General features: G+C 72.3%; 16 protein-coding genes. 12 read left to right on the top strand and 4 right to left on the bottom strand.

Going from position 1 to position 22,368, the window contains the following annotated elements; all coding sequences use genetic code 11:
- Positions 1–1,137: a sulfite oxidase gene (locus OG485_RS04680; RefSeq protein ID WP_328664731.1), complete on the top strand. Its 1,137-nt coding sequence runs from the start codon at positions 1–3 to the stop codon at positions 1,135–1,137.
- 127 nt (positions 1,138–1,264) lie between these two features.
- Here OG485_RS04680 and OG485_RS04675 read toward each other — a convergent pair whose 3' ends face one another.
- Positions 1,265–2,461: a glycoside hydrolase family 64 protein gene (locus OG485_RS04675; protein ID WP_443048655.1), complete on the bottom strand. Its 1,197-nt coding sequence runs from the start codon at positions 2,459–2,461 to the stop codon at positions 1,265–1,267.
- Positions 2,462–2,705: 244 nt separating this feature from the next.
- Here OG485_RS04675 and OG485_RS04670 point away from each other — a divergent pair, with 244 nt between their 5' ends.
- The 4 genes from OG485_RS04670 to OG485_RS04655 all read left to right on the top strand — a co-directional run bounded on the left by OG485_RS04670 (position 2,706) and on the right by OG485_RS04655 (position 7,361).
- Positions 2,706–3,392, top strand: a complete 687-nt coding sequence (locus OG485_RS04670; protein ID WP_328664730.1) for a FadR/GntR family transcriptional regulator — start codon at positions 2,706–2,708, stop codon at positions 3,390–3,392.
- Entirely contained in the window at positions 3,389–4,771 is a 1,383-nt protein-coding gene (locus tag OG485_RS04665) for a hypothetical protein (protein ID WP_328664729.1), read from the top strand. The genes OG485_RS04670 and OG485_RS04665 overlap by 4 nt, the downstream gene beginning before the upstream one ends.
- A complete protein-coding gene (locus OG485_RS04660; protein ID WP_328664728.1) occupies positions 4,768–6,612 on the top strand; it encodes a GMC family oxidoreductase in 1,845 nt (614 codons plus the stop codon). Before OG485_RS04665 ends, OG485_RS04660 begins: the two co-directional genes overlap by 4 nt.
- Positions 6,613–6,743: 131 nt before the next feature.
- On the top strand, positions 6,744–7,361 hold the full coding sequence (locus tag OG485_RS04655) for a hypothetical protein (RefSeq protein ID WP_328664727.1): 618 nt from the start codon (positions 6,744–6,746) through the stop codon (positions 7,359–7,361).
- A gap of 120 nt (positions 7,362–7,481) precedes the next feature.
- Here OG485_RS04655 and OG485_RS04650 read toward each other — a convergent pair whose 3' ends face one another.
- Entirely contained in the window at positions 7,482–9,299 is a 1,818-nt protein-coding gene (locus OG485_RS04650; protein WP_328664726.1) for a coagulation factor 5/8 type domain-containing protein, read from the bottom strand.
- Between the two features lie 429 nt (positions 9,300–9,728).
- Between OG485_RS04650 and OG485_RS04645 the strand changes: the two genes are divergently transcribed.
- The 5 genes from OG485_RS04645 (at position 9,729) to OG485_RS04625 (ending at position 17,357) form a co-directional block, all read left to right on the top strand.
- A complete protein-coding gene (locus OG485_RS04645) occupies positions 9,729–10,823 on the top strand; it encodes a DUF1996 domain-containing protein (RefSeq protein WP_328664725.1) in 1,095 nt (364 codons plus the stop codon).
- 138 nt (positions 10,824–10,961) lie between these two features.
- Positions 10,962–12,710 carry a discoidin domain-containing protein gene (locus OG485_RS04640; RefSeq protein ID WP_328664724.1) on the top strand — a complete coding sequence of 583 codons (1,749 nt, stop codon included), beginning with the start codon at positions 10,962–10,964 and terminating at the stop codon, positions 12,708–12,710.
- 34 nt (positions 12,711–12,744) lie between these two features.
- A complete protein-coding gene (locus OG485_RS04635; protein WP_328664723.1) occupies positions 12,745–15,207 on the top strand; it encodes a glycoside hydrolase family 3 C-terminal domain-containing protein in 2,463 nt (820 codons plus the stop codon).
- A gap of 62 nt (positions 15,208–15,269) precedes the next feature.
- Positions 15,270–16,310 carry a LacI family DNA-binding transcriptional regulator gene (locus tag OG485_RS04630; RefSeq protein ID WP_326789731.1) on the top strand — a complete coding sequence of 347 codons (1,041 nt, stop codon included), beginning with the start codon at positions 15,270–15,272 and terminating at the stop codon, positions 16,308–16,310.
- A 168-nt stretch (positions 16,311–16,478) separates the two neighbouring features.
- Positions 16,479–17,357 (top strand): universal stress protein, encoded by an 879-nt coding sequence (locus OG485_RS04625; RefSeq protein ID WP_328664722.1) that lies wholly within the window; start codon positions 16,479–16,481, stop codon positions 17,355–17,357.
- 146 nt (positions 17,358–17,503) lie between these two features.
- On the opposite strand, the gene OG485_RS04620 is transcribed toward OG485_RS04625, so the two are convergent.
- The gene (locus OG485_RS04620) at positions 17,504–17,857 is read right to left on the bottom strand and encodes a hypothetical protein (RefSeq protein WP_328456220.1); all 354 of its coding nucleotides are present in this window, start codon (positions 17,855–17,857) and stop codon (positions 17,504–17,506) included.
- Positions 17,858–17,964: 107 nt separating this feature from the next.
- Between OG485_RS04620 and OG485_RS04615 the strand changes: the two genes are divergently transcribed.
- Both OG485_RS04615 and OG485_RS04610 read left to right on the top strand, forming a co-directional pair.
- Positions 17,965–18,630, top strand: coding sequence for an NUDIX domain-containing protein (locus OG485_RS04615; RefSeq protein ID WP_328664721.1), 666 nt, complete (start codon positions 17,965–17,967; stop codon positions 18,628–18,630).
- A gap of 72 nt (positions 18,631–18,702) precedes the next feature.
- Positions 18,703–19,689, top strand: coding sequence for an aldo/keto reductase (locus OG485_RS04610; protein ID WP_328664720.1), 987 nt, complete (start codon positions 18,703–18,705; stop codon positions 19,687–19,689).
- Positions 19,690–19,763: 74 nt separating this feature from the next.
- Here the strand turns inward: OG485_RS04610 and OG485_RS04605 are convergent, their stop codons facing one another.
- Entirely contained in the window at positions 19,764–22,343 is a 2,580-nt protein-coding gene (locus OG485_RS04605) for a SpoIIE family protein phosphatase (protein ID WP_328664719.1), read from the bottom strand.
- Positions 22,344–22,368 lie beyond the last annotated feature (25 nt).

Genomic DNA, 22,368 nt, shown 5'->3' with positions numbered 1-22,368 from the left:
ATGGGTCAACGCCTTGAGGACATGAGCGCACCCGCCCGGCTGGCCGACCCGGACGAGGGCATCAGCGCCCAGGAACTGGCCCTCGCCGCCCGGAACCACGGACTGCCGCTGGAGGCCCTGCGCTACGAGGTCACACCGCCAGGGCTGCACTATGTGCTGACGCACTACGACATCCCGTACGCCGAAGAGGCCTCCTGGCGGCTCGTTCTCGGCGGGCGGGTGCAGCGCCCGCTGCTGCTCGGAGTCGACGAGCTGAAGGCGTATCCCGCGGTGAGGCAGCGGGTGACCATGGAGTGCGCGGGCAACGGGCGCGCCCTGCTGACACCCCGGCCGGTCAGCCAGCCGTGGCTGGTGGAGGCGGTCGGAACGGCCGAGTGGACGGGTGTGCCGCTGCGCCTGCTGCTCTCCGAGGCCGGGGTCGAACCGGACGCGGTGGACGTGGTGTTCACCGGAGCCGATCACGGCGTGGAACGCGGGGTCGAGCAGGACTACCAGCGTGCCCTTCCGCTGGACGTGGCCCGCGGCGAAGAGCCCGAGGTCCTGGTGGTCTACGCGATGAACGGAGCCCCGCTGCCACCGCAGCACGGGCATCCCCTGCGGCTCGTGGTGCCGGGCTGGTACGGCATGGCGCATGTGAAGTGGCTGCGGGAGATCACGGTGACGAGCGCGCCGTTCCGGGGCTTCCAGCAGGCCGTGGCGTACCGGCTGCGGCAGGAGGCCTCCGACGAGGGCGAGCCGGTCACCCGGATCGCCCCGCGCGCCCTGCTGGTCCCGCCGGGCTTCCCCGACTTCATGTCGCGGGAGCGGGCGGTCCCGCCGGGCGTCGTCACCCTGACGGGACGGGCCTGGTCGGGGCGCGCGCCCGTGACCGGCGTCGAGGTCAGCACGGACGAGGGGCGTACCTGGCATCCGGCGCGGCTGGACCCGCCGAACGCCGACCGGTGGGCCTGGCGCGGGTGGAGCTTCACGTGGACGGCGACCCCCGGCCGTCATGTCCTCAGTGCGCGCGCCACCGATGCCGAAGGCCACACACAGCCCGTCGAACAGCCGTGGAACCGCGGGGGCTTCGTGAACAACCTGGTCCAGCGGGTCCCCGTGCACTGTCTGGATCCCGGCGACGACGGACGAGGCCGCTGACGGCGACCCACGCCCAGGACGGTCCGGGCGGCGCGGCACGGGGGCGGACACGAGGACGGGGGCGGGGACGGTTCCCGCCCGGGACATGCCCTCGCTCCCGCCCCCGCCCCTCGCGACTCGGCGTCGGTCAGCTGAACGGGTCCAGCGTGACGAACGCCTGCTGCGGATTGCCGTCGTTGACGAGGGACTCGTGGTTCCCGACGTCGTCGAACGCGAACGCGTAGGCCTTGCCGTCGGCCATCTGAGCGTGGATGGCGCGGGCGTACTGGTTGGTCACCGCGTCCGCGTAGAAGTTCGCGGACGAGGTGTCCGGCTGGTTGGGGTTGGTCAGCAGCGTGGTGCGGTTGAACCCCGCGCACAGCGTGCGCGAAATGGGCCCGCGCACCAGGTCGTTGGGTGCGTCGAGCCGCTTGTAGCAGCCGAAGACGCTGTCCGAGTCCGGCTTCTGGAAGCTGGTGACGACCGCACCGGAGCTGTTGGTGAAGTTCATGACGCCACCGGAGACCCGGCCGAAGTACTTGGTGTTCGGCTGGTCGCCGAAGGGTGTCACCGTCAGTGTCGACGAACCGTACTTCTGCCAGACGCGGTTGATGTAGTCGTCCATGACGCCGGCCGGGAGCGCGCCCGCCTCGATGCCGTGCCCCGGGGCGAGCGCCCGCAGCACCGTGCCGTCGGACCGGGTCTGGATGAGGTTCGCCCAGCCGCCCGGCCGACCGCGCAGCGCGTTGAAGAAGCCGTTGTAGCCACCGGCCTTGAGGTGCCCGGTGCTCTTCGTGGTCCCGTCGGCGAGCTTGACTCCGACGGCGTACGGGGCGGAGAACATGTCGACCTGGGTGCTGTTGATCCACAGACCGGAGTCGTTGAGCGTGTACTCGGACCAGTTGAAGAGGATGTTGCGGTTCGGGTCGCTCGGATTCTGGACGGCCGGCTGCACGAGACCGCCGGTCGTCACCCGGAAGTCGAGCTTCTGCCCGAAGGAGAAGTAGAGCCGCCCGGAGAACTTGGGGAGCCGGATCGTCTTCGACTGACCGTTGGCCGGTCCCGTGATCGACGCGTCGGGCGCGGGCGTCGGCGGGTTGCCGCCCACGGGCCACGCGTGGAAGGTGCCGTTCGCGTCGGCCCAGCCCTGCCGTCCGGTCGAGAGCTCGGTGCCGAGGTCGTAGATGTAGACCTGGTCACCGCGGCCGGAGTTGTTGGTGAAGGTGAGGGGGATGGTCGCCGGGACCGCGGCTTCGGCGCGGGAGGGTGCGCCGAAGGTGAGCAGTGCCGTGGCGAGTGTGGTGCAGGCCAACGCCCAGGCGGGCCATCTGATGTGTACGCGCACTCTCTGCCTCCTTGATGTGGGGGTTCAGCGAGGTGGATGCACGCGGACGCGGCTCGTCCGCTTCCTTTTGAGAGCGCTCTCAGAATCCTGCCGGGCGGTAGGCGTGTCAACGATTCGCGCAGCATTGGTCCGGTCCAACTCGCCTTGCGGTGGGGCGGGTCGAGTGCGCGCGAGGGGTTGACCCCCAGGGGCGGTCACTGGTTCAGTGGCTCATCCACTCAGCCACTTGCCCGGAGGGGGAAACGTGGAGGCTCTGCCCCGCGAGACCATCGTGGACGTCCTGGAGGACCGGCTGCGGACGGACATACTCGACGGCCGTCATCCGGCGGGGAGTTACCTTCCCCCCGAGCGGCGGCTGGCCGACGGGTACGGCGTCACGCGCACCACGCTCAAGCACGCCTTCGGGCGGCTCGTGCAGGCCGGACTGCTGGAGACCCGGCACGGAGTGGGCACCCGGGTGCGGGACTACGCCCGGCTCGGCGGAGCTGATCTCCTGCCCATGCTCGTGCGGCACGACGCCGGCTGGGTGCACGAGGTGTTCGAAGTACGGCGCGGGGTGGGCGCGTTGATCGCCGAGCGGGCCGCCGAGCGTGGCACCCGCCCCCAACGGGCCGAACTCGGCGCGCTGCTCGCGGCCGTACGGCGGGCCGAGGGCGCCGACGCGGTCCAGCTGGCCGACGTCGAGGTGCACCGCGCGCTGGCCCGCGCCACGGGCAACCGCGTGTACGTCCTGCTCACGAACACCCTCTTCAACGCCTACCTGCCGGTCCGTTCCCTGCTCAAGGGGCCCTTCACCGACCCGGAGACCGCCCACGAGAGGCTCGCGCCCGTGGTGGAGGCCGTCACCGCCGGTGATGCCCGGCGAGCGCACGAGGCGGCCGACACCTATCTGCGGGCCACCGAACGCATCATGCTGGACGGCCTCAAGTGAGGGGCACGCGGTTCACGGAGACGATGCTCGGCACCGTCCGCCTCGACGGCGAACCGGGGCAACGGCGCATCCGGCTCGACCTGCGCGCCGTCGCCGACCAGGTCCTGCTCCCGCACCGGACCACCCCGGCCCGCCTGACCGGCCGGGTGCGCATCGCCGGACACACCGACGACCCGCTCGCCGAAGGCGAGTTGGAGGTGTCACCGATCGCCCGGCGGCGCATCCGCTACCGGCTCACGTTCACCGCAGACGGGCGCCGCCTCACCCTGGACGGCTGGAAGTCGGTGACACCCAGCCGTCCCCTCACCTCCATGACCGTGCTGCCGTTCACCGTCCACGAGGGCCCGGTGCGGGTGGGCGAGGGCGTCCTGCGCTTTCCCCTGGCCACCGGCCTTCTCCCCTTCCTGCTCGGATTCCGCTTCCCGCGCCGCGAGGACCCCGCGGAACACGCGGCCCCGCGATGGAACGGCACCCCGGGCCGCACCGAGGTCTGGTACACCACCCTCACCGACCCGACGACCGGAACCGGGGTCTGGCTGCACCACGAACTCACCGCACCCGCCGACGGATCCGAGCCGTTCGCCCACGGCTGGGCCGCGGTGTTCCCCCGCGAGGGCGAGGTACGGCACGCCCGCTTCGGACCCGTCCCCTGGACCCGGCCGGCCGACGGATTCACGGCCGAGGACGTCACCAGCGTCGGCGGACAACTCACCGGCAGCGCGGGCGACTTCCACTGGAGAATCCTCGAACAACCCCAGGCAACACCACTGTTCACCTTCCCCCGCTGGTCCTGGCGCCGCCCCGTGCTGCCCGCGGCCCAGATGCTGCCGGCCGCCCGCGCCACGTACGAGGGCGAATTCTCGTACGGGGAAACGACCTTGAACCTGGTCGCCGCGCCCGGAGCCTCGGCCCGGATCTACGGACACGGCAACGCGCACCGGTGGACCTGGCTGCACGCGGACCTCGGCGACGGAGACGTCCTGGAGATCGTCGCCGCCGTGTCCACCCGGCCCGCCCTGCGCCGGCTGCCACCGCTCGTCTTCCTGCGCCTGCGCCGCGACGGCCGCACCTGGCCGCGGCGACCCGAGCGCTCGGCCATCGGCCGGGCGGGACTCGGCCGTTTCCGGGCCGCCATCGGCCTGCCCGAGTGGACGGTCACCGGCCGTACGGCCCTGCGCCGCATCCGCGTCGAGGTGCGCCAGCCCCCGGAACGGACCCTCACCCTCGAATACCGCGACCCGGACGGCGCCCGCGCCGTCTGCCGCAACAGCGAGTCCGCCGACGCCCGGGTCGTCCTGGAACGCTGGTGGGGCCACTGGCGGCCGGAAGCCACCTGGGAACTCGACGGCACCGCCCACGCCGAGGCGGGCGAACGATGACCGCCGACGGGCTCGTCGCCGCGCTGCTCGCCGACGAGGGCGGCCCCGCCTGGCCCGCCCGGGTGCCGCACCGCCTCGATTCCGTGCTCGCGGCGCTTCCCCGGCCCGCCCGCGCCGCGGTACACACCGCCGTCGCCGCCGTGGAGTCGTACACCCTCGCACGCACCGGCAGACGTCTGGCGGCGCTTCGCCCCGAGGAACGCGAGGACGTACTCCGCTCGCTGGCCCGGCGACCCCGGCTCGCCCCGCTCCTCGACCTCCTCAAGGTTCCCGTCCTGCTGGCCGCGGGCACCGAACGGACACAGGCCCGGCCCGCCCCCGGGGCCGTCCCTCAGGATCCGCCCCTCGACTGCACACCGGCCGAGGAATGGCCCGCCCGCACCACCGCCGACGCGGTCGTCGTCGGCTCCGGCGCGGGCGGCGCCATGGCCGCACGGACCCTCGCGCGCGCCGGGCTGGACGTCGTCGTCCTGGAGGAGGGCCGGCACCACCCGACGGCCTCCTTCGGCCGCCGGGCGCCCCTCGACCGGTTCACCGAGCTGTACCGGGACGGCGGCGCCACGGTGGCCCTCGGCAGGCCGCCCGTCCTGCTGCCCGTCGGCCGCGCCGTCGGCGGCACCACCGTGGTCAACTCCGGCACCTGCTACCGCACACCGGACCACGTACGGGAGCGCTGGCGGAGCGTGTTCGGGTTCGCGCTCGCCGACCGCCTCGGCCCCTACCTCGACGAGGCCGAGCGCACCCTGCGCGTGGCACCCCAGCCCCTCGACGTCCTCGGCAACAACGGGCTGCTCACCCTCACCGGCGCCGGACGCCTCGGCTGGCGGGCCGCCCCGCTGCGCCGCAACGCCCCCGGCTGCAAGGGCTCCTGCCAGTGCGTCGTGGGCTGCCCCACCGGAGCCAAGCAGAGCGTGCAGCTGTCCGTCCTGCCCGACGCCTGCGCCGCCGGCGCCCGGATCGTCACCGGCGCGCGGGTCCACCGCATCCTGCTGGACCACGACGTTCCCGGCCCGCCACGCGCCGCCGGAGTCCGGGCGCGCCGCCCCGACGGCGGCGAACTGGAGATCCTCAGCCCCCTCGTCGTGACGGCCGCCGGCACCCTCCAGACCCCGCCCCTGCTGCGCCGCTCCGGCCTCGGCGGACATCCCCGCCTGGGCCGCAACCTCAGCGTGCACCCGGCCACCAGCGTCGCCGGACGCTTCACCGAACCCGTGACGGCCTGGCGGGGCGTGCTCCAGAGCGTCGGGGTCGAGGAACTCCACGCACAGGGGATCCTCCTCGAGGCGACCGCGAGCCCACCCGGCATGAGCAGCTTCGTCCTGCCCGGCCTCGGCCGGGAACTGCGGCGCGAACTGGAGGGATCGGACCATCTGGCGACCCTCGGCGCCATGATCGCCGACCGTCCCTCGGGGCAGGTCAGGGGCCGGGACCGCACGCTCGTCCGCTACGACCTCGACCCCCGCGACGGCGACCGCCTGGTGACCGCCGTACGCGCCATGGGCCGCCTGCTCTTCGCCGCCGGGGCGACGGAGGTCCTCACCGGAATCCCCCGCGCGCCCCGCGCCCGCTCACTCGACGCGCTCGACGAGCTGCTCACCTCGGCCGGGGCCCGTGATCTGCATGTGTCGGCGTTCCACCCGACCGGCACCGTGGCCGCGGGCGATGATCCGCAGCGGGCACCCGCCGACCCCGAGGGCAGGCTCCGCGGTGTCCGCGGAGTCCTCGTCGTCGACGGTTCCGTCCTCCCGTCCTGCCCGGAGGTCAACCCGCAGCTCAGCATCATGGCGGCGGCCCTGGCGGTCTCGGACGCGTGGCTCGACGGAGCACGGCACGGGGTCTGAACCGTCGTGCGCCACCCCAATGGCCCCCGTGGTTCGCCGTGGCCGGGCGTGGCGCGGAGCATGAGGGAGTCCGTAAGGCAGGAAGAGGACGAGCCCCCGTGCCCCGTACGGCAGGAAGAGGACGAGCCCCCATGAGCAGACGTGTTCCCCACGGCCGGAGCGGATCACGGCGTGCCGCTGCCCTGTTGTCCGCGATCGCGTGCTGCTCCGTTCTCGTCTCGTGCAGCTCGGACGACGGCGGCGGCAGCAGCACGGCCTCCATCACCCCGCCGAACAAGTCCGACTTCACGGGGTCGGCACCCTCCGCCATCGCCTCGGCGGCCTCCTCGATCATCGCGTCGGCCAGCGAGCGGGCGTCGTCGGCGGCGGCCTCCGTGGAAGCCAGGGCCTCGGAGTTCGCGGCCTCGGTGTCCGCCGACACCGTCCGCGCCGCGGCCACCGCCGAGAAGGAGCTGAAGGACGTCCAGGGCAGCGGCAACGCGACGTCCGAGGTCAGCATGAAGGGCGTGCCCACGGCGGAGACCGGCGGGCTGCGGGCCGTACTCGTCACCATCACCAACACGACCGGCAAGACCGCCTCGTACGCCGTGCAGGTCGACTTCAAGAACCCCGACGGCAAGGTCGTGGAGACGAAGTTCGTCGGCAAGGAGAACCTGGAGCCGGGGAAGAAGGCGACGCCGATCGTGATCAGCAGGCAGCCCGCGGAGCCCCAGCTCACCGCCGTGCTGGTCAAGGCCCAGCGCTACTGACGCGGGCGGACGCGGACGAACACGGGCGTCGGCCACGCCCTCGCCCCGGGAAGCCCGTCCTCCTGTCGGGGACGGGCTTCCCGGGCCCGCGCCGGTGCAAGCCGCGCGGACGGGGAACGGTCAGGGATACGAGACCACGGTGGACGGCACGGTGGAGGTGCCCGAGGTGGGGGCGCCCGTGTCGTTGATGACGCGCTCGTACTGTCCGTTGCCGCCGAGCGAGACGACCAGCAGGTCGTGGAACTTCACGCCCGGCCTGTTCGGCGCCGCGAAGCCGTGGTGCTGGACGATCGTCGGAGCGACGTTGTAGTAGCAGTAGCTGCCCAGGCCCCAGCCCTCATGGGTGGTCACGGTGTCGGCGACCTTGTAGGCCGCGTACCCCTTGACGCTCCCGTTCTGGATGGCGGCCTGGTTCGGGGCGTCGTACGCCTTCTCGTTCTGGAAGAAGATCGTGCGGCCCCGCTGGCCGTACCACTGCACGTCGTACTTGTTGAAGTGCTCGACGAAGAGACCCGTGGCCAGGACGTCGTCGCCGTTGACGCGGATGCCGTAGTCGGCCCGGTTGGTGTCCCAGCCGACGCCGGTGCCGTGGTCGGCCCGCCAGACCCAGGTGTGGTCGACGATCGTGTGCCGGCTGTTGACGACCATGCTGGTCGTCGCCTTGCCGGCACCGGCTCCGCCGATGCGGACGAAGACGTCCTGCACGGTGGTGGGATTGGCCGAGTGGTCCGCCGAGGCTCCGGCCGGACCGATCTCCAGGAGGGTCGTGGAGTTGACCGGCCCGGCGTCGATCAGGAAGCCGGCCAGTCGGACGCCGTCCACGTCGGCCGTCCTGAGCACGGTGACGCCGTTGTCCGGGATCAGCGTGGCGTAGCCGAGACCGAGGACCACGGTTCCCGCGCGGTTCACCTGGATCGGCTGGTCCAGGTGGTAGATCCCCGGTGTCAGCAGCAGATGGAGTCCTTGCGTGAGTGCGGCGTTCAGGGTGGCGGCGGTGACACCGGGCTTGGCCACGTAGAACTGGCCGAGCGGCAGGGAGGAGCCGCGCGGGGTTCCGTTGCCCCAGGTGACGCCGCGTGCGTTGGTGCGCTTCTCCGGCAGGAACACCCGGTACTCACTGCCGTTGAGGTACAGGAACGGCTTCTCGCGCGACACCGGTGTGGTGTCGAGCGTCGTGTACGGAGGGTTCGGGAAGGACTGGGCGGGCGCCCCCTGGACGCCCGAGAACACCATGTTCCAGACGGCGTTGACCCAGCCGCCCACCGAACTGTCGCGGGTGTACCACTGCTGCTGCGAGTACGGTCCGACCGAGCCGTCGATCCGGCTGTCGGCGATGTAACCGCCGCTGGCCCAGCCGTAGCCGTCGGGCGCCAGGTTGAGGCCGCCCTTGACGTGCATACGACGGAACGGGGCGGCCTGCGCCACCGCCCACCGGTTGGTGCCGCTGACCGGGTTGAGCGCGAGATTCTCCGCCGAACGCCAGAAGTTCTGGGTGGCGTTGCCGTTGAACCAGCCGGCGTCGACGGTCACGTCACCGTTGATCGTCGTGTCGTCCGGTGACAGGCCGAGGCCCGCGATCGAGGTGTAGAAGCCGAGCTGGGCGTTGAGCCCGTTGTACGTGCCCGGCTTGAAGAAGAACGCGTAGCGGCCCGTGCCGAACTGCGCCGACTCCTGCTGCCGGAAGATCTGGTCGAGCCTGGCTTGGATCCCCGGCGTCGAGGGATCGAACACGATGACGTTCGGGCCGAGATCACCGCCGCCGGGAAGCGCCGACGGCTGCCGGGTGGGGGAGGCGGACTCGGCGGGTACGGCGGACGCCGGTGAGGACAGCGCGAGCAGTCCGGGCGCCGCCGCGCCGGCCGCCATCGCTCCGAGGACGGTGCGCCGCGCGACGGGGGAACGGCCGGAGTCCGGGACGTCTGTGGGGGTTGGAGGCATGGGGGGCGACTCTCCTTGTTCAGAAAGTGAACGATGGGAGGTACGGGGGAGCGCTCTCTCGCCGATGCATGCTTCATCCAGGTGAACGACGCGTCAAGAGTTGTGACCGCAGTCCCGGATGTTGTTGCACGGCGAAGAGGCAACACGGTGGGGATTTGGGATAGTTCACTGCTCTATGGGCTCACTCGAAGATCGATGACGAGTTCGGAGCTGTATTCAAGAGGTGAGCGCACGGCGGTCACCTGATTCTTCGTCAACTCCCTTGACACTCCCGCGCGACCGCCACAACACTCCTCGACGGGAGAGCGCTCTCCCGTTCCCTCGGCACATGTGATGGACCGTCACGCGGGCGGCCCGGCGGCACCGTGCTCATCGCCGCTCACGGCCGTCCGACCCCCACCGTCCCCATCGACGTGGCAGGAGGTCTCCATGGCACGGAGATCGAAGATCGTTTCAGGAATCCTGATGTCCGGCGCGCTGGTGCTGACCTCGCTCGGCCTGGCCGGAGTGGCGATGAGCGCCGACCCCCCGTCCCGCCCGGCGGCGTCCGTGGCCGGTGCGCCGGCCGTGCACGCGGCGCACGTGATGGCCGCCTCCACGATCTCCTCGCCAGAGGACCCGGACGGCGACGGCTACATCCCGGCGAATCCGCAGGTGACCGGTGTCGTCCCGTCCAAGGCGGAGCCGGCGCACCGCTACTTCCACGAGTTCCAGGCGAACTGTTCGGTGTCCCACACCCGGCCGGACGACCCGATCGTCTACCCCGGCCAGCCGGGCAAGTCGCACGACCACACCTTCATGGGCAACACCACGACGAGCGCGGCCAGCACCACCGCCTCGCTCGACGGCGGCGGGACCACCTGCCGGGCCCCCGGTGACAGGTCGGCCTACTGGATGCCGACCCTGCTCAACGGCAACACGCCCGTGCTGCCGGTGGGCCCCCAGGTCATCTACTACAAGGCAGGGGTCACCGACTACACCAGCGTGCGCCCTTTCCCGAAGGGTCTGCGCTTCGTCGTCGGCAGTCCGATGCAGTCGGCGGCCGAGTTCCGCAACCACCGCGGCTTCGTGGAGGGCTGGGAGTGCGGCGACAGCTTCTTCAACGTCGAGTTCCCGCAACAGTGCCCGAACAGGGCCGACGTCCAGCTCAACATCCGTTTCCAGGCGCCCAGTTGCTGGGACGGCAAGTATCTGGACACCCCCAACCACCAGAGCCACATGGCCTATCCGGTGGTCAACCCCGGCACCAACAACAACATCTGCCCGGACGACCACCCGGTCGCGCTGCCGATGATCGAGTTCAAGATGGCCTTCCCGGTCAACGGTGACATGTCGCAGGTCAGGCTTTCGAGCGGCGCCGGCCACTCGTTCCACTACGACTTCTTCAACGCGTGGGACGCGCCGACACAGAAGGCGCTCGTCGACCACTGCGTCGTGGGCGGGCTCCAGTGCGACGCCCGCGGCTACGACCAGACGCATCCCGAGGCGGGCGCGGCACTCGACGCGAACTACCGGCTTCCCTGAGGCGACGCGGACGGGTTCCGCCGGTCCGGCGCACACCCGGCCGGCGGGACCGTCCGTCCCCGTCGCCCCGCGCACCCGTACCTCCTCACCCGCACCCCTTCCCCGGCACCTCCCCACCCGTACACCGGACGGACTCTCATGACCGGATCGCGTACCACCCGGCGCCGTGTTGCGGCGCCCCTCACGGCGGGCCTGCTCGCCGCGGGAGCACTCGTTCTGCCCGCCCAGCCGGCCCAGGCCGCCGGCGGCGTCGTCAAGGTCACCGGCTCGCAGGGCAACTGGCAGCTGACCGTCGACGGAAGCCCGTACCAGATCAAGGGCCTCACCTGGGGGCCCGCCGTCGCCGACGCGGGGCGCTACCTGCCCGACCTGAAGTCGATGGGCGTCAACACCGTCCGCACCTGGGGCACCGACGCGTCCAGCAAGCCCCTGTTCGACGCGGCGGCGGCCCAGGGCATCAGAGTGATCGGCGGCTTCTGGCTGCAGCCCGGAGGCGGTCCCGGCAGCGGCGGCTGTGTGAACTATCTGACGGACACCTCCTACAAGAACCAGGTACTCACCGAGTTCCCCCAATGGGCCGCCACCTACAAGGACAACCCGGGCGTCCTGATGTGGGATGTCGGTAACGAGTCCGTGCTCGGACTCCAGAACTGCTACAGCGGCGCCGAGCTGGAGCGCCAGCGGGACGCCTACACCACCCTCGTGAACGACATCACCAAGAAGATCCACGCCGTCGACCCCAACCACCCCGTCACCTCGACCGACGCGTGGACCGGCGCCTGGCCCTACTACAAGCGGAACGCGCCCGATCTGGACCTGTATGCGGTCAACGCCTACAACGCGGTCTGCGACATCAAGTCGGCCTGGCAGCAAGGTGGTTACACCAAGCCCTACATCGTCACCGAAACCGGTCCCGCGGGCGAGTGGGAGGTGCCGGACGACGCCAACGGCGTCCCCGCCGAACCGGCCGACCGGGCGAAGGCCGACGGCTACACCCGGGCCTGGAACTGCGTCACCGGACACCAGGGCGTCGCGCTCGGCGCCACGATGTTCCACTACGGGACCGAGTACGACTTCGGCGGCATCTGGTTCAACCTGCTGCCCGCGGGCGAGAAGCGGCTGTCGTACTACGCCGTGAAGAAGGCGTACGGCGCGGACACCTCCCGGGACAACACCCCGCCGGTCGTCTCCGACCTGACCGTCGAGGGAGACGCGGGCAAGGTGCCGGCCGGGCGCGACCTCACGCTCTCCGTCAAGGCCACGGACCCGAACGGCGATCCGGTCACGTATGAGGTACTGGACAACAGCATGTACATCGACCAGGGCAAACAGCTGAACCCGCTGCCCTTCACCGACCTCGGCGGCGGCCGGCTCCGGGTCACCGCGCCGGACCGGCCCGGAGTCTGGAAGGTCTACGTCAAGGTCAAGGACGGCAAGGGCAACGTCGGTGTCGAGACCCGGTCCGTGCGGGTGGTGCCGCCCACCCCGAGCGGAACGAACGTCGCGCTCGGCCGGCCGGCCACCGCCTCCTCGTTCCAGACCGGCGGCGGCGACTGTCCCTGTACCGCGGCCGGTGCCGTGGACGGCAACCTCAGCACCCGCTGGGCCAGCGACTGGAGCGATCCCCAGTGGCTGCGGGTCGACCTCGGTACCCGAACCCCGTTCCGCCATGTGCAACTGGTCTGGGAGACCTCGTACGCCAGGGCCTACACCGTGCAGACCTCGGACGACGGGCAGAACTGGACCACCGTCCGCACGGTCACCGACGGCAACGGCGGCGTGGACGACCTCGATGTCACCGGGGCGGGCCGCTACGTACGGGTGAACGGCACCACGCGAGGAACCGGATGGGGTTACTCGCTCTACGAGTTCGGCGTCTACAACTGAGTCGAGCACCGACGGGGAGAGCGCTCTCCCAGGAATGAGGCCGCACTTGACGGAGAAGACGGACGACGAGGCGGAACGCGAACGGCTCCTCGGCAAACTGACCCTCCGCGAGAAGGTCCGGCTGCTCACCGGCGCGACCACCTGGCGCACCAGGGCCGAACCAGCCCTGGAACTGAGGGAGATGGTCCTGTCGGACGGTCCCGCCGGAGTACGCGGGCAGTCCTGGGACGAGGGCGATCCGGCCCTGCTGTTGCCCTCGGCGTCCGCGCTCGGCGCCCTGTGGGACGAGGAACGGGTGGAGCGTCTCGGCGGGCTGCTCGCCGCCGAGGCGCGCCGCAAGGGTGTCGACGTCGTCCTCGCACCCACCCTCAACCTCCACCGGACACCGCTCGGCGGGCGGCACTTCGAGTGCTTCTCCGAGGACCCCGAACTGACCGGCCGCACCGGCGCCGCGCTGATCCGGGGCATCCAGGCACACGGAGTGGCCGCCACCGCCAAGCACTACGTGGCCAACGACTCCGAGACCGACCGGCTGACCGTCGACGTACGGGTGTCCGAGCGGGTCCTGCGGGAGGTGTATCTGGCACCGTTCGAGGCGGCCGTCGAGGCTGGCGTCCGGATCGTCATGGCCGGGTACAACGGCGTCAACGGCACCACGATGACCGCCAGTTCCCTGCTCGAGGAACCCCTCAAGGAGGAGTGGGGCTTCACCGGCGTGGTGGTGTCCGACTGGGGCGCGGTGCGGTCCGGGGAACCGGCCGCCCGCGCCGCCCTCGACCTCGCGATGCCGGGACCGGAGAGCGCCTTCGGCGAGGAGCTGGTGCGGGCGGTGGAAGAGGGGCGCGTTCCGCGGAACGCCGTCGACGACAAGGTGCGGCGGCTGCTCGGGCTCGCCGCCGCGTGCGGCGCGCTGGGGGAGCCGCTGCGGGACGCCCCGCCCGCCACCGGCCGGGGCGAGGCCCGCGCGCTGCTGCGCGCGGCCGCGGCCGCGAGCACCGTCCTGCTGCGCAATCGCGGTGTCCTCCCGCTCGATCCCGCCCGGTTGCGCACCGTCGCGGTGATCGGCGCGCACGCGGCCCTGCCGCGGGTCCAGGGCGGCGGCAGCGCGGGAGTCTTCCCCGAGCGGGTCGTCACTCCGCTGGAGGGGATCAGGGCCGCGCTCGGCGACGGCGTACGCGTCGTCCATGTGCCGGGCCCCTCGGCCGACGCGCCCGCGCCACCCCTGGCCCCGGACCTGTGCGCCGATCCGGAGACCGGCGCCCCCGGTGTCCGGCTGCGCGTGCTCGACGCGGCGGGGCGTGAACTGCTCTCCGAACACCGCCTCGGGGGACGTCAGTTGGAGCCGCCGCTGCCGTCGGGCGCGCACACCGTCGAGATCGCCGCCCTTCTGCTTCCGCGGATCTCGGGGCGGTGGACGCTCGGAGTCGGCGGGTTCGGGCGCCTGAGCATCACCGTCGACGAACGCGTCGCCCTGAAAGGGGAGTTCGGCAAGGAGACCGACGATCCGGCGGTCGTCCACGTGAACCCGCCCGTCCACGGTGCGCCCGTCCCGCTCACGGCGGGACGCGCGGTGCGCGTGGTGGCCCGCCGCGAACTCGCCCCGGGCACCGGCCGGGCCACCGTCGTCACCGCTGCCCCGCCACCCCCCGACGACGGTCCGGCCCTGGCCGACGCGGTGCGGGCGGCCCGCGACGCGGACGCGGCGATCGTGGTCGTCGGCACCACCGAACACGGCGAGTCCGAGGGATACGACCGGACGGACCTCGGGCTCGGCGGACGCCAGGACGAGCTGGTCCGCGCGGTGACCGCCGCCGAACCGCGCACGGTCGTCGTCGTCAACAGCGGCGGACCGGTCGAACTGCCCTGGCGCGCGGCGGCCGGTGCCGTCCTGCTGACCTGGTTCCCCGGTCAGGAGGGCGGCGCGGGCCTCGCCGACGTGCTGTTCGGCCGAGCCGAACCCGGCGGGCGGCTGCCCACGACCTGGCCGGCGACCCTCGCCGACGCGCCGGTCACCCGCACCCGGCCCGAGGACGGACACCTCGACTACACCGAGGGCCTGCACATCGGTTACCGAGCCTGGGCACGCCACGACCGCGAACCCGCCTACTGGTTCGGGCACGGACTCGGCTTCACCACCTGGGCGTACGAGGGGCTGGGCGTCCCCGGCGACATCGTGGCCGGCGAGCCGTTCACCGTGCGGGTCGACGTACGCAACACGGGCCCCCGGCGCGGACGCGAGGTCGTCCAGGTCTATCTCGCCGGGCCCCCCGGCCCGCCGGACCGCCCGGAACGCTGGCTCGCCGGGTACGCCGCGGTGAGCGCCGAACCGGGCGAGCGGGCGACGGCGTCGGTGCGGATACCGCCCCGGGCGCTGCGCCACTGGGCCGAGGACGAACACGCGTGGCGCACGCGGCCCGGCGCCTACCGCGTGCTCGCCGGCAGCTCCGCGGGCGCCCTGCCGCTGACGGCCACCGCCCTGGTCCGGGCCCCCGGCTGAGCGCCGGGCGGCCGGGGAGAGCGCTCTATCCCGGGGCGGTGCCGTGCCGTTAGGGTGCCGCCATGAGCAGACAGGCTCCCACGCTGGAGGATGTCGCGCGGGTGGCCGGAGTCTCCCGCGCGACCGTGTCCCGGGTCATCAACGGTGTCCGCAACGTCGACCCCGGAATCCAGGAGGTGGTGCGCCAGGCCATCGAGCGGACGGGATACGCGCCCAACCGGGCCGCCCGATCGCTGGTGACACGGCGCAGCCAGACGGTGGCGCTGATCGTCTCCGGCGCGGGCGACACCCCGGGGGAGGCGCAGAACGCCTTTGCCGCGCGGGTGTTCGCGGACCCCTTCTTCGGACGGGTCGTCAGCGGCGTGGTGGGGTACCTGCGTCCACGCTCGATGCATCCGCTGCTGATGTTCGCCGAATCCGCGGAGACCAGGAGCCAGGTGCTGGCCGACCTCCGGCAGGGCAGCGCGGACGGGGCCCTTGTCGTCTCCACCCACGCCGACGACCCGCTGCCCGCCCTGCTCGCCGACGCGGGTCTGCCCGCCGTCCTCTTCGCCCGGCCCTCCCGCCCCGTGCGGCTCAGCTACGTCGATCTCGCCCACCGCGAGGGGGCGCGACTGGCGGCCGAACACCTGCTGAACCGGGGCTGCCGGCGGATCGTCACCGTCACCGGGCCGCTCGGCGTCGCCGCGAGCCAGGACCGGCTCGCCGGGTTCCGCGACACGATGGCCCGCAGCGGACACCCGTACGTCCCGGTCGCCGAGGGCGGGTTCACGCTGGACAGCGGCATGGCGGCGATGTCCGGTCTGCTGTCCGAACACCCGGATGTGGACGGGGTGTTCGCCGCCAACGACCTGATGGCCCAGGGTGTGTGCCAACTGCTGCGGGAGCGGGGCAGACAGGTGCCGGACGATGTCGCGGTCGTCGGCTTCGACGACTCCAGCGTGGCCGTGACCTGCCGCCCTCCGCTGACCACGGTGCGCCAGCCGGTGGAGGAGATGGCCGCGGCGATGGCCGCCCTCCTGGACGAGCACATCCAGGGCGTCCGCACCGAACCCACGTCGCTGATCTTCGACCCGGAACTCGTGGTCCGCGCCTCGGCGTAGGGCTTGGCGGACAAGCCCTAGCAGGGTCACGCCCGTCGGCCCGTGCCGGAGCGGGTCCTCCGCATGTCCTGTCGTGTGTCCGCCGTCCCCGCCGGTGACGGAGACTGGACCGGCAAGGATGGACGAGCACCCGGCCGGGCAGACGGGCCGGCGACGGAAGGCAGGCGGATGACCCACCCGATCACCGTGGGCGTGGACGGATCACCCGAGAGCAGGGCGGCCCTGGCCTGGGCGGGCCGTGAGGCCGTCCGCCGGGGTGTGGCGCTGCGGGTGGTGTACGCCTGGCACTGGCCGCCGCACGACATGGTCGGCGGTGGTGACCGGGAGGACCAGGCACGCGCGGCCCGAGCCATGATCGAGGACGCGGCCCGCACGGCCACCGAACGGCACGAGGGTCTGCCGGTGACGGTCGACGTGATCGACTCCGTCGACGGCGACGTGGTGCAGGCGTTGCTGGGCGTCGCGGCCGACACGCGGACCCTGGTCCTCGGCTCGCGCGGATACGGCGCGTTCGTCGGCTTCCTGCTCGGTTCCGTCGGACAACGGGTGATCGCCGAGGCGTCCTGCCCGGTGGTGCTGGTGCGTTCGGAGGACCGGCCCGAGGACGAGGCGGGCGGCCGCGAGATCGTCGTGGGCCATCAGGGCGGGCCCGAGGACGACGCCGGTCTGCGTTTCGCGTTCGAGACCGCGGCGGCCCGTGGCGCGGCGGTGCGGGCCGTACGGGCGTGGAGCCTGCCGCCGGTGTTCGCCTACAGCCCCGGTTCGCTGAAGATGCTCGACGAGGCCGGCGGCCTGGAGCCGTACGAGAGGAAGGCGCTGGCCGAGGCGCTCCTGCCGTGGCGCGAACGCTTTCCCGAGGTACCCGTCACCCAGCACATCGAGATGGGCAGCGCGGGCCAGGTGCTGCTGTCCCTCTCCGACCGGGCCCAGCTGGTGGTCGTCGGCCGCAGGGCCGACCGCTCCGCGGTGGGCGTCCGGATCGGTTCGGTGGCCCACGCGGTGATGCATCACGCGCCCTGCCCGGTGGCCATCGTTCCGCACGCCTGACCCGGCACCGGGCCGTCGGACCCCGCCGCGGGCTCCCCCGGTCGAGAGCCGGCCGGGGGAGCCCGGGCCGGGACCGGCCGGGTGCGCGTCGAGCGGGACCGGTGACGTGGAGCGGGGCGGGACGGCGCGCCCGCGTCGGACGGCGGTTACTCGTTGTCGGCCCGGGACATGCGCAGGGCGAGATCCTGGAGCAGATCGGCCGTCGAGACGTCGGTGCGCCCGGAGTCGTGGAGGTCGGCGAGCTCGGAGAAGAGGAACGCGAACGCGCCCACCAGCGAGATGGCGGCGGGCAGGTAGGCGTCCGCGACCGCCTGCCCCGCCTCGGCGGGACCGGCGTCACCGGGCACCTCGACACGCGGGAACACCTCGGTGACGAGAGCGCCCAGGTTGTTCTCGGCCGATTCGACCCCGGCCTCCTCGTCCTGGGCGATCCTGCGCACCATGGCGTTGGTCTCGGTGAGCACGCCGATGGCGCGCAGGATGATCTCCGTCTGTTCCATGGCGTGAGCCTAGACGGGCGAAGCCCCGCTGTGACCAGGACCTTGGTCTCGGGATGGTAGACAGTGCCCATGAACGACAACTCCCGCGCCCGCCGGGCCCGCGCGCGATGACCGCCGGCATCGACACCCCCGACCGCCGGGGCCGGACCGGACTCGACCGGACGGGCCGCGACCTGACCGGCAACCCCCGGGTCAGGATCCGCGACGTGCAACTTCTGTCCTGCCACTGGTACGTGGAGCGCACCACCACCTTCGACCTCCAGCTGGCCGACGGGACCTGGAGCACCCAGGAGCGCGAGACCCACGACCGCGGCAACGGAGCCACCCTCCTGCTGTACGACAGCGAGCGCGAAACCGTGCTGCTGACCAGGCAGTTCCGCTATCCCGTGTATGCCAACGGGCACCCGGACGGCATGCTGGTCGAGACACCCGGCGGCCTCCTCGACGAGGAGGACGAGCACCCCGAGGACGCCGTACGGCGCGAGGTCATCGAGGAGACCGGGCACACCGTCGGCGCGGTGGAACACGTCTTCGACGTCTACATGAGCCCGGGTTCGGTCACCGAGCGGGTGAGCTTCTACGCCGCCTCCTACGGCCCGTCCACCCGCACCCACGAGGGCGGCGGACTCGACGAGGAGGGGGAGGACATCGAGGTGGTCGAACTGCCCTTCCGTGAAGCCCTGTCGATGATCCGCAGCGGGGAGATCGCGGACGCCAAGACGATCATGCTGTTGCAGTGGGCCGCCCTGGAGGGCCCCTTCGCCAAGGCTTGACCTCAAGAGCACTCCAGCGACCAGACTCCCGTTCGGGCCCGGGGACTTCGGGCCCGAACGGGAGGGAACACCATGCGCTACCGCACGATCGGCACGGACCCGGCGACCCGCCGCGAGGTGAGTGTGCTCGCGCTCGGCGCGATGCTGTTCGGCTCACTGACCGACGAGAAGACGTCGTTCGCCGTACTGGACCGCTATGCCGAGGCCGGCGGCAACTTCATCGACACCTCGGACAACTACGCCTTCTGGACCGACGGCGGGCAGGGCGGCCAGAGCGAGGAACTGCTCGGACGCTGGCGGCGCAGCCGGGGCGTCGGCGACGGGATCGTCCTCGCGACCAAGCTCGGCGCACGCCCGCTCGCCCCGGGGACCGGCTACGTCGACAACCCCGAGGGACTGTCGGCCAAGGTGATCCGCGAGGCCTCCGAGCGGAGCCGGGAACGCCTCGGCGTGGAGAAGATCGACCTTCTGTACGCGCACATAGAGGACCGCACCGTCGAACCGGGCGAGACCGTCCAGGCGTTCGCCGAACTCGTCGCGGCAGGCAGCGTCGGACTCCTCGGGGTGAGCAACCACGCCGTCTGGCGCGTGGAGCGGGCCCGCGCCCTGGCCGCCCTGGCCGGACTGCCCGGCTACGAGGTCCTCCAGTACCACCACAGCCTGCTGCGCCCGCGCTCCGACGTACCCAGCGGGCTCTTCCCCGAGGGCGGCCTCGGCGCCGCGACCGGTGAACTCCTCAGCTACCTGGGGGCGGAGCCCGGGCTGACGCTGGTCGCCTACTCGCCGCTGCTGGGCGGCGCCTACGGGCGCCGGGACAAGCCGCTGCCGTCCGACTACGACCACCCGGGAAACGCAGCCCGGCTCACCGCGCTCAAGGAGGTGGCGAAGGAGACGGGGGCGACCCTCAACCAGGTCGTGCTGGCCTGGCAGATGGGCGGCGAGCTGCCGCTGATCCCGCTGGCCGGTGCCTCCTCGGTGGCCCAGCTGGAGGAGAACCTGGCCGCGGTGGACCTGGAACTCACCCCGGACCAGCGGGCCCGTCTGGACGCGGCCCACTGACTCCCGTCGGGCGTACTGACATCCGTCGGGCCAGCTGACATCCGTCGGGCCAACTGACCTCCGTCCGGCCCGTGTCACCGTGAGCGGTCCGGACGGGTGTCCGGCCCCGGGCGTTCATCCTCGTCGGGCGGCCGGCGGGTGGTGAGCAGCAGCGCGATGTCGTCGGGGCGTTCGTTGGCCCTCCGGGCGTCCGCGGTGAGCAGATCGGCGGCGCTGGACAGGGACGGACCGCCCGCCGTGCGGTGCCGCGGGGGGTCCGCGTCGGCCAGGGTCGAGCGAAGGGCCTCGATCCCGTCGTCGATGTCCGTGCCGGGCCGCTCGACCAGCCCGTCCGTGTACAGGGCCAGTACGGCCTCGGGTTCCAGCACCAGGTCCGTCACGGGGTAGTCGGCGTGCGGGTCCACGCCCAGCACCACACCGCCCGGCAGGTCCAGAACCTCGGTGCGGCCGTCGGGGTGGCGCAGCAGCGGCTGCGGATGCCCGGCCCGCGCCGCCTGCGCGACACCGGTCAACGGATCCACCCGGACGTAGCAGCAACTCGCGAACTGGCCCGGATCGAGGTCGATGAGCAGCCGGTTGGTACCGCTCATCACCTCGTCCGGAGGATGGTCCCCGAGGGCGAACGCCCTTACTGCGCTGCGGAGTTGACCCATGGTGGCGGCGGCCTGGACGCCGTGGCCCTGGACGTCCCCGATGACGAGGGCGAGCCCGTCGCCGGCCTCGACGACGTCGTACCAGTCGCCGCCCACGTCCATGCCGACGGTGCCGGGCAGATAACGGCCCGCCGTCTCCACGAGGGGGTGTGCCGACAGCCGGTGCGGCAGCAGGGCCTCCTGGAGCCCGCGGGCGAGCGCCGCCTCGCTGTCGTAGCGCCTCGCCCGTTCCAGGGACTGCGCGATCAGCCCGGCGAGCGCGGTGAGGACCGTACGTTCCTCGGTGCTGAAGCCGCGCGGCCGGTCGAACCCGAGGATGCAGGAGCCGACCGGCCGTCCGGAGGCGATCAGCGGAAGGAAGGCACGGGCGCCGACGGTGGCGTCCAGGGAGATGCCCGGATAGGCGGCGGCGAGCTGTTGCATCGACTCGAAGAAGAGCGGCCGGCCGCTGGTGAGTGACTCGACCCCGGGCAGTTTGGCGTCCAGGCCCACACCGTCGAAGGGAGCGAGGAACCCTTGCGGGAAGCCGGTCTCCCAGGCCAGATAGAGCCTGCGGTCCTGGAGCAGATAGATGGCCAGGCGGCGGCTGCCGAACGCGGGCAGCAGTTCGCGCATCACCACCTCGGACACCTGCCGCGCGGTCACCGCCTCGGTCAGGGCGATCGCGAGGACGATGGGCCGGTACTGCGGTGCCGTGCCCGGGGCACCGGTGTCGGGCTCTTCGGTCCCGGCCCCTGCGGCCTGCGTCGCCTCCAGGTCGAACGGGGCGTTCCCGGCGGACCCCGAGGCCCGTCCCAGAGGCGTGATCTTGCAGGTCACCCCGCGCGGGCCCGGATAGACGGAGAAGCTCAGCCAGGTTCCCGTCAGGTGTCCCGGAGTCGTCGCGGTGCCGTGTCCCAGCGGGCTGCGGGCCCGGAAGTGCACCGGGTCCGGTGAGAACAGCGCGCTGCGCAGGTGATCCTCGTAGGCGGGGTGGTCCATCCAGGGCACCGCGTCCCACAGCAGCCGCCCCATCAGCTCGGCGCGCGGGCGGCCGAGCAGCTCGCCGGCACGCGGGTTGGCGTAGGTGATCAGCCCGATCCGGTCGATCGAGAAGACGCCCTCGGGGAGCTGGTCGGCCGCCCCGTCCGCCGCCGGTCCCGGTCCCGGGTCGACGAGCGCGCCGCTGACCCGGAACGGCGGATCGTCCGTTCCTCCCGCTGTCCACAGTTCGAGAAGCCGCAGTCCGCCGTTTCCGGTCCGTACGGGCAGGGGATGGGGCGGGGGCCGGCCGGCGGCGGTCTCGCGCAGGGCGGCCAGCAGCAACCGGGGCTCGTCGTGGGCCAGCGCGTCCGCGAAGGCCTCGGGGGTGCCCCCGAAATCCTCCTGGGGTATTCCCAGCAGCGCCCACAGGGCGTCGTCCGCGAGCAGCGTGCCGTCCTCCGGATCCCAGGTGAAGCCCCCGACGCACCGGGTGGACGGGCCGTCGACCGGCGGCCGGGTTCCGAGGGGGTTGCCGTCCCACAGGACCGAGGACCCGTCCCTGTCCAGCTTCGCCAGGGCTGCTCCGAGGCCCGCCGCCACCGCTGTCATCCGGTCGCGGTCCGGCAGGACCTCGGTGGCGTCGGAGGCGGGCGGGCGCAGCACCGTCAGGACGCCGTACGGGGTGGAGTCGCTCACGACCGGCACGTAGAGCGAACCGAACTGGAACGGCAGTCCCGCCGCGAGCTGCGGATAGCGGCGCATCGTCTCCGTCGGATCGGCGAGCAGCACCTCGACACCGAGCCGATGGGCGTCCGCGACCGGGAACGGCCGGTCCACGTGCATGCGCGACCAGGGGCGGAAGAGGGGCCCCGGCAGGCCCGCGAGCACGGCGAGTCGCAGCAGGCCGGGCGTACCGGAGCGCAGGTACACGCCCCCCGCGAAGCCGCGGGCGGCCCGGATCGCGTCCGTCACCGCGTCACTGAGCAGGGAGGTCAGGCTGTCCAGCGCCTGGCCCTCGCGCTCGGCGCTCCCTGTCATCGATCTGCCCTCGTCCGCCCGCCAC

This window comes from Streptomyces sp. NBC_00328, from assembly GCF_036139655.1.
Taxonomy (GTDB): domain Bacteria; phylum Actinomycetota; class Actinomycetes; order Streptomycetales; family Streptomycetaceae; genus Streptomyces.
Note: the sequence above shows the minus strand (reverse complement) of the source record. Positions and strands in the feature narration are given on the sequence as shown.

Bases quoted from the DNA above. Each gene is read 5' to 3' on its own strand.
- OG485_RS04680 (WP_328664731.1), top strand. From the start codon at position 1: ATGGGTCAACGCCTTGAGGACATGAGCGCACCCGCCCGGCTGGCCGAC.
- OG485_RS04630 (WP_326789731.1), top strand. From the start codon at position 15,270: ATGAGCAGACAGGCTCCCACGCTGGAGGATGTCGCGCGGGTGGCCGGA.
- OG485_RS04635 (WP_328664723.1), top strand. From the start codon at position 12,745: ATGAGGCCGCACTTGACGGAGAAGACGGACGACGAGGCGGAACGCGAA.
- OG485_RS04640 (WP_328664724.1), top strand. From the start codon at position 10,962: ATGACCGGATCGCGTACCACCCGGCGCCGTGTTGCGGCGCCCCTCACG.
- OG485_RS04650 (WP_328664726.1), bottom strand. From the start codon at position 9,299: ATGCCTCCAACCCCCACAGACGTCCCGGACTCCGGCCGTTCCCCCGTC.
- OG485_RS04615 (WP_328664721.1), top strand. From the start codon at position 17,965: ATGACCGCCGGCATCGACACCCCCGACCGCCGGGGCCGGACCGGACTC.
- OG485_RS04610 (WP_328664720.1), top strand. From the start codon at position 18,703: ATGCGCTACCGCACGATCGGCACGGACCCGGCGACCCGCCGCGAGGTG.
- OG485_RS04645 (WP_328664725.1), top strand. From the start codon at position 9,729: ATGGCACGGAGATCGAAGATCGTTTCAGGAATCCTGATGTCCGGCGCG.
- OG485_RS04605 (WP_328664719.1), bottom strand. From the start codon at position 22,343: ATGACAGGGAGCGCCGAGCGCGAGGGCCAGGCGCTGGACAGCCTGACC.
- OG485_RS04620 (WP_328456220.1), bottom strand. From the start codon at position 17,857: ATGGAACAGACGGAGATCATCCTGCGCGCCATCGGCGTGCTCACCGAG.
- OG485_RS04660 (WP_328664728.1), top strand. From the start codon at position 4,768: ATGACCGCCGACGGGCTCGTCGCCGCGCTGCTCGCCGACGAGGGCGGC.
- OG485_RS04655 (WP_328664727.1), top strand. From the start codon at position 6,744: ATGAGCAGACGTGTTCCCCACGGCCGGAGCGGATCACGGCGTGCCGCT.
- OG485_RS04625 (WP_328664722.1), top strand. From the start codon at position 16,479: ATGACCCACCCGATCACCGTGGGCGTGGACGGATCACCCGAGAGCAGG.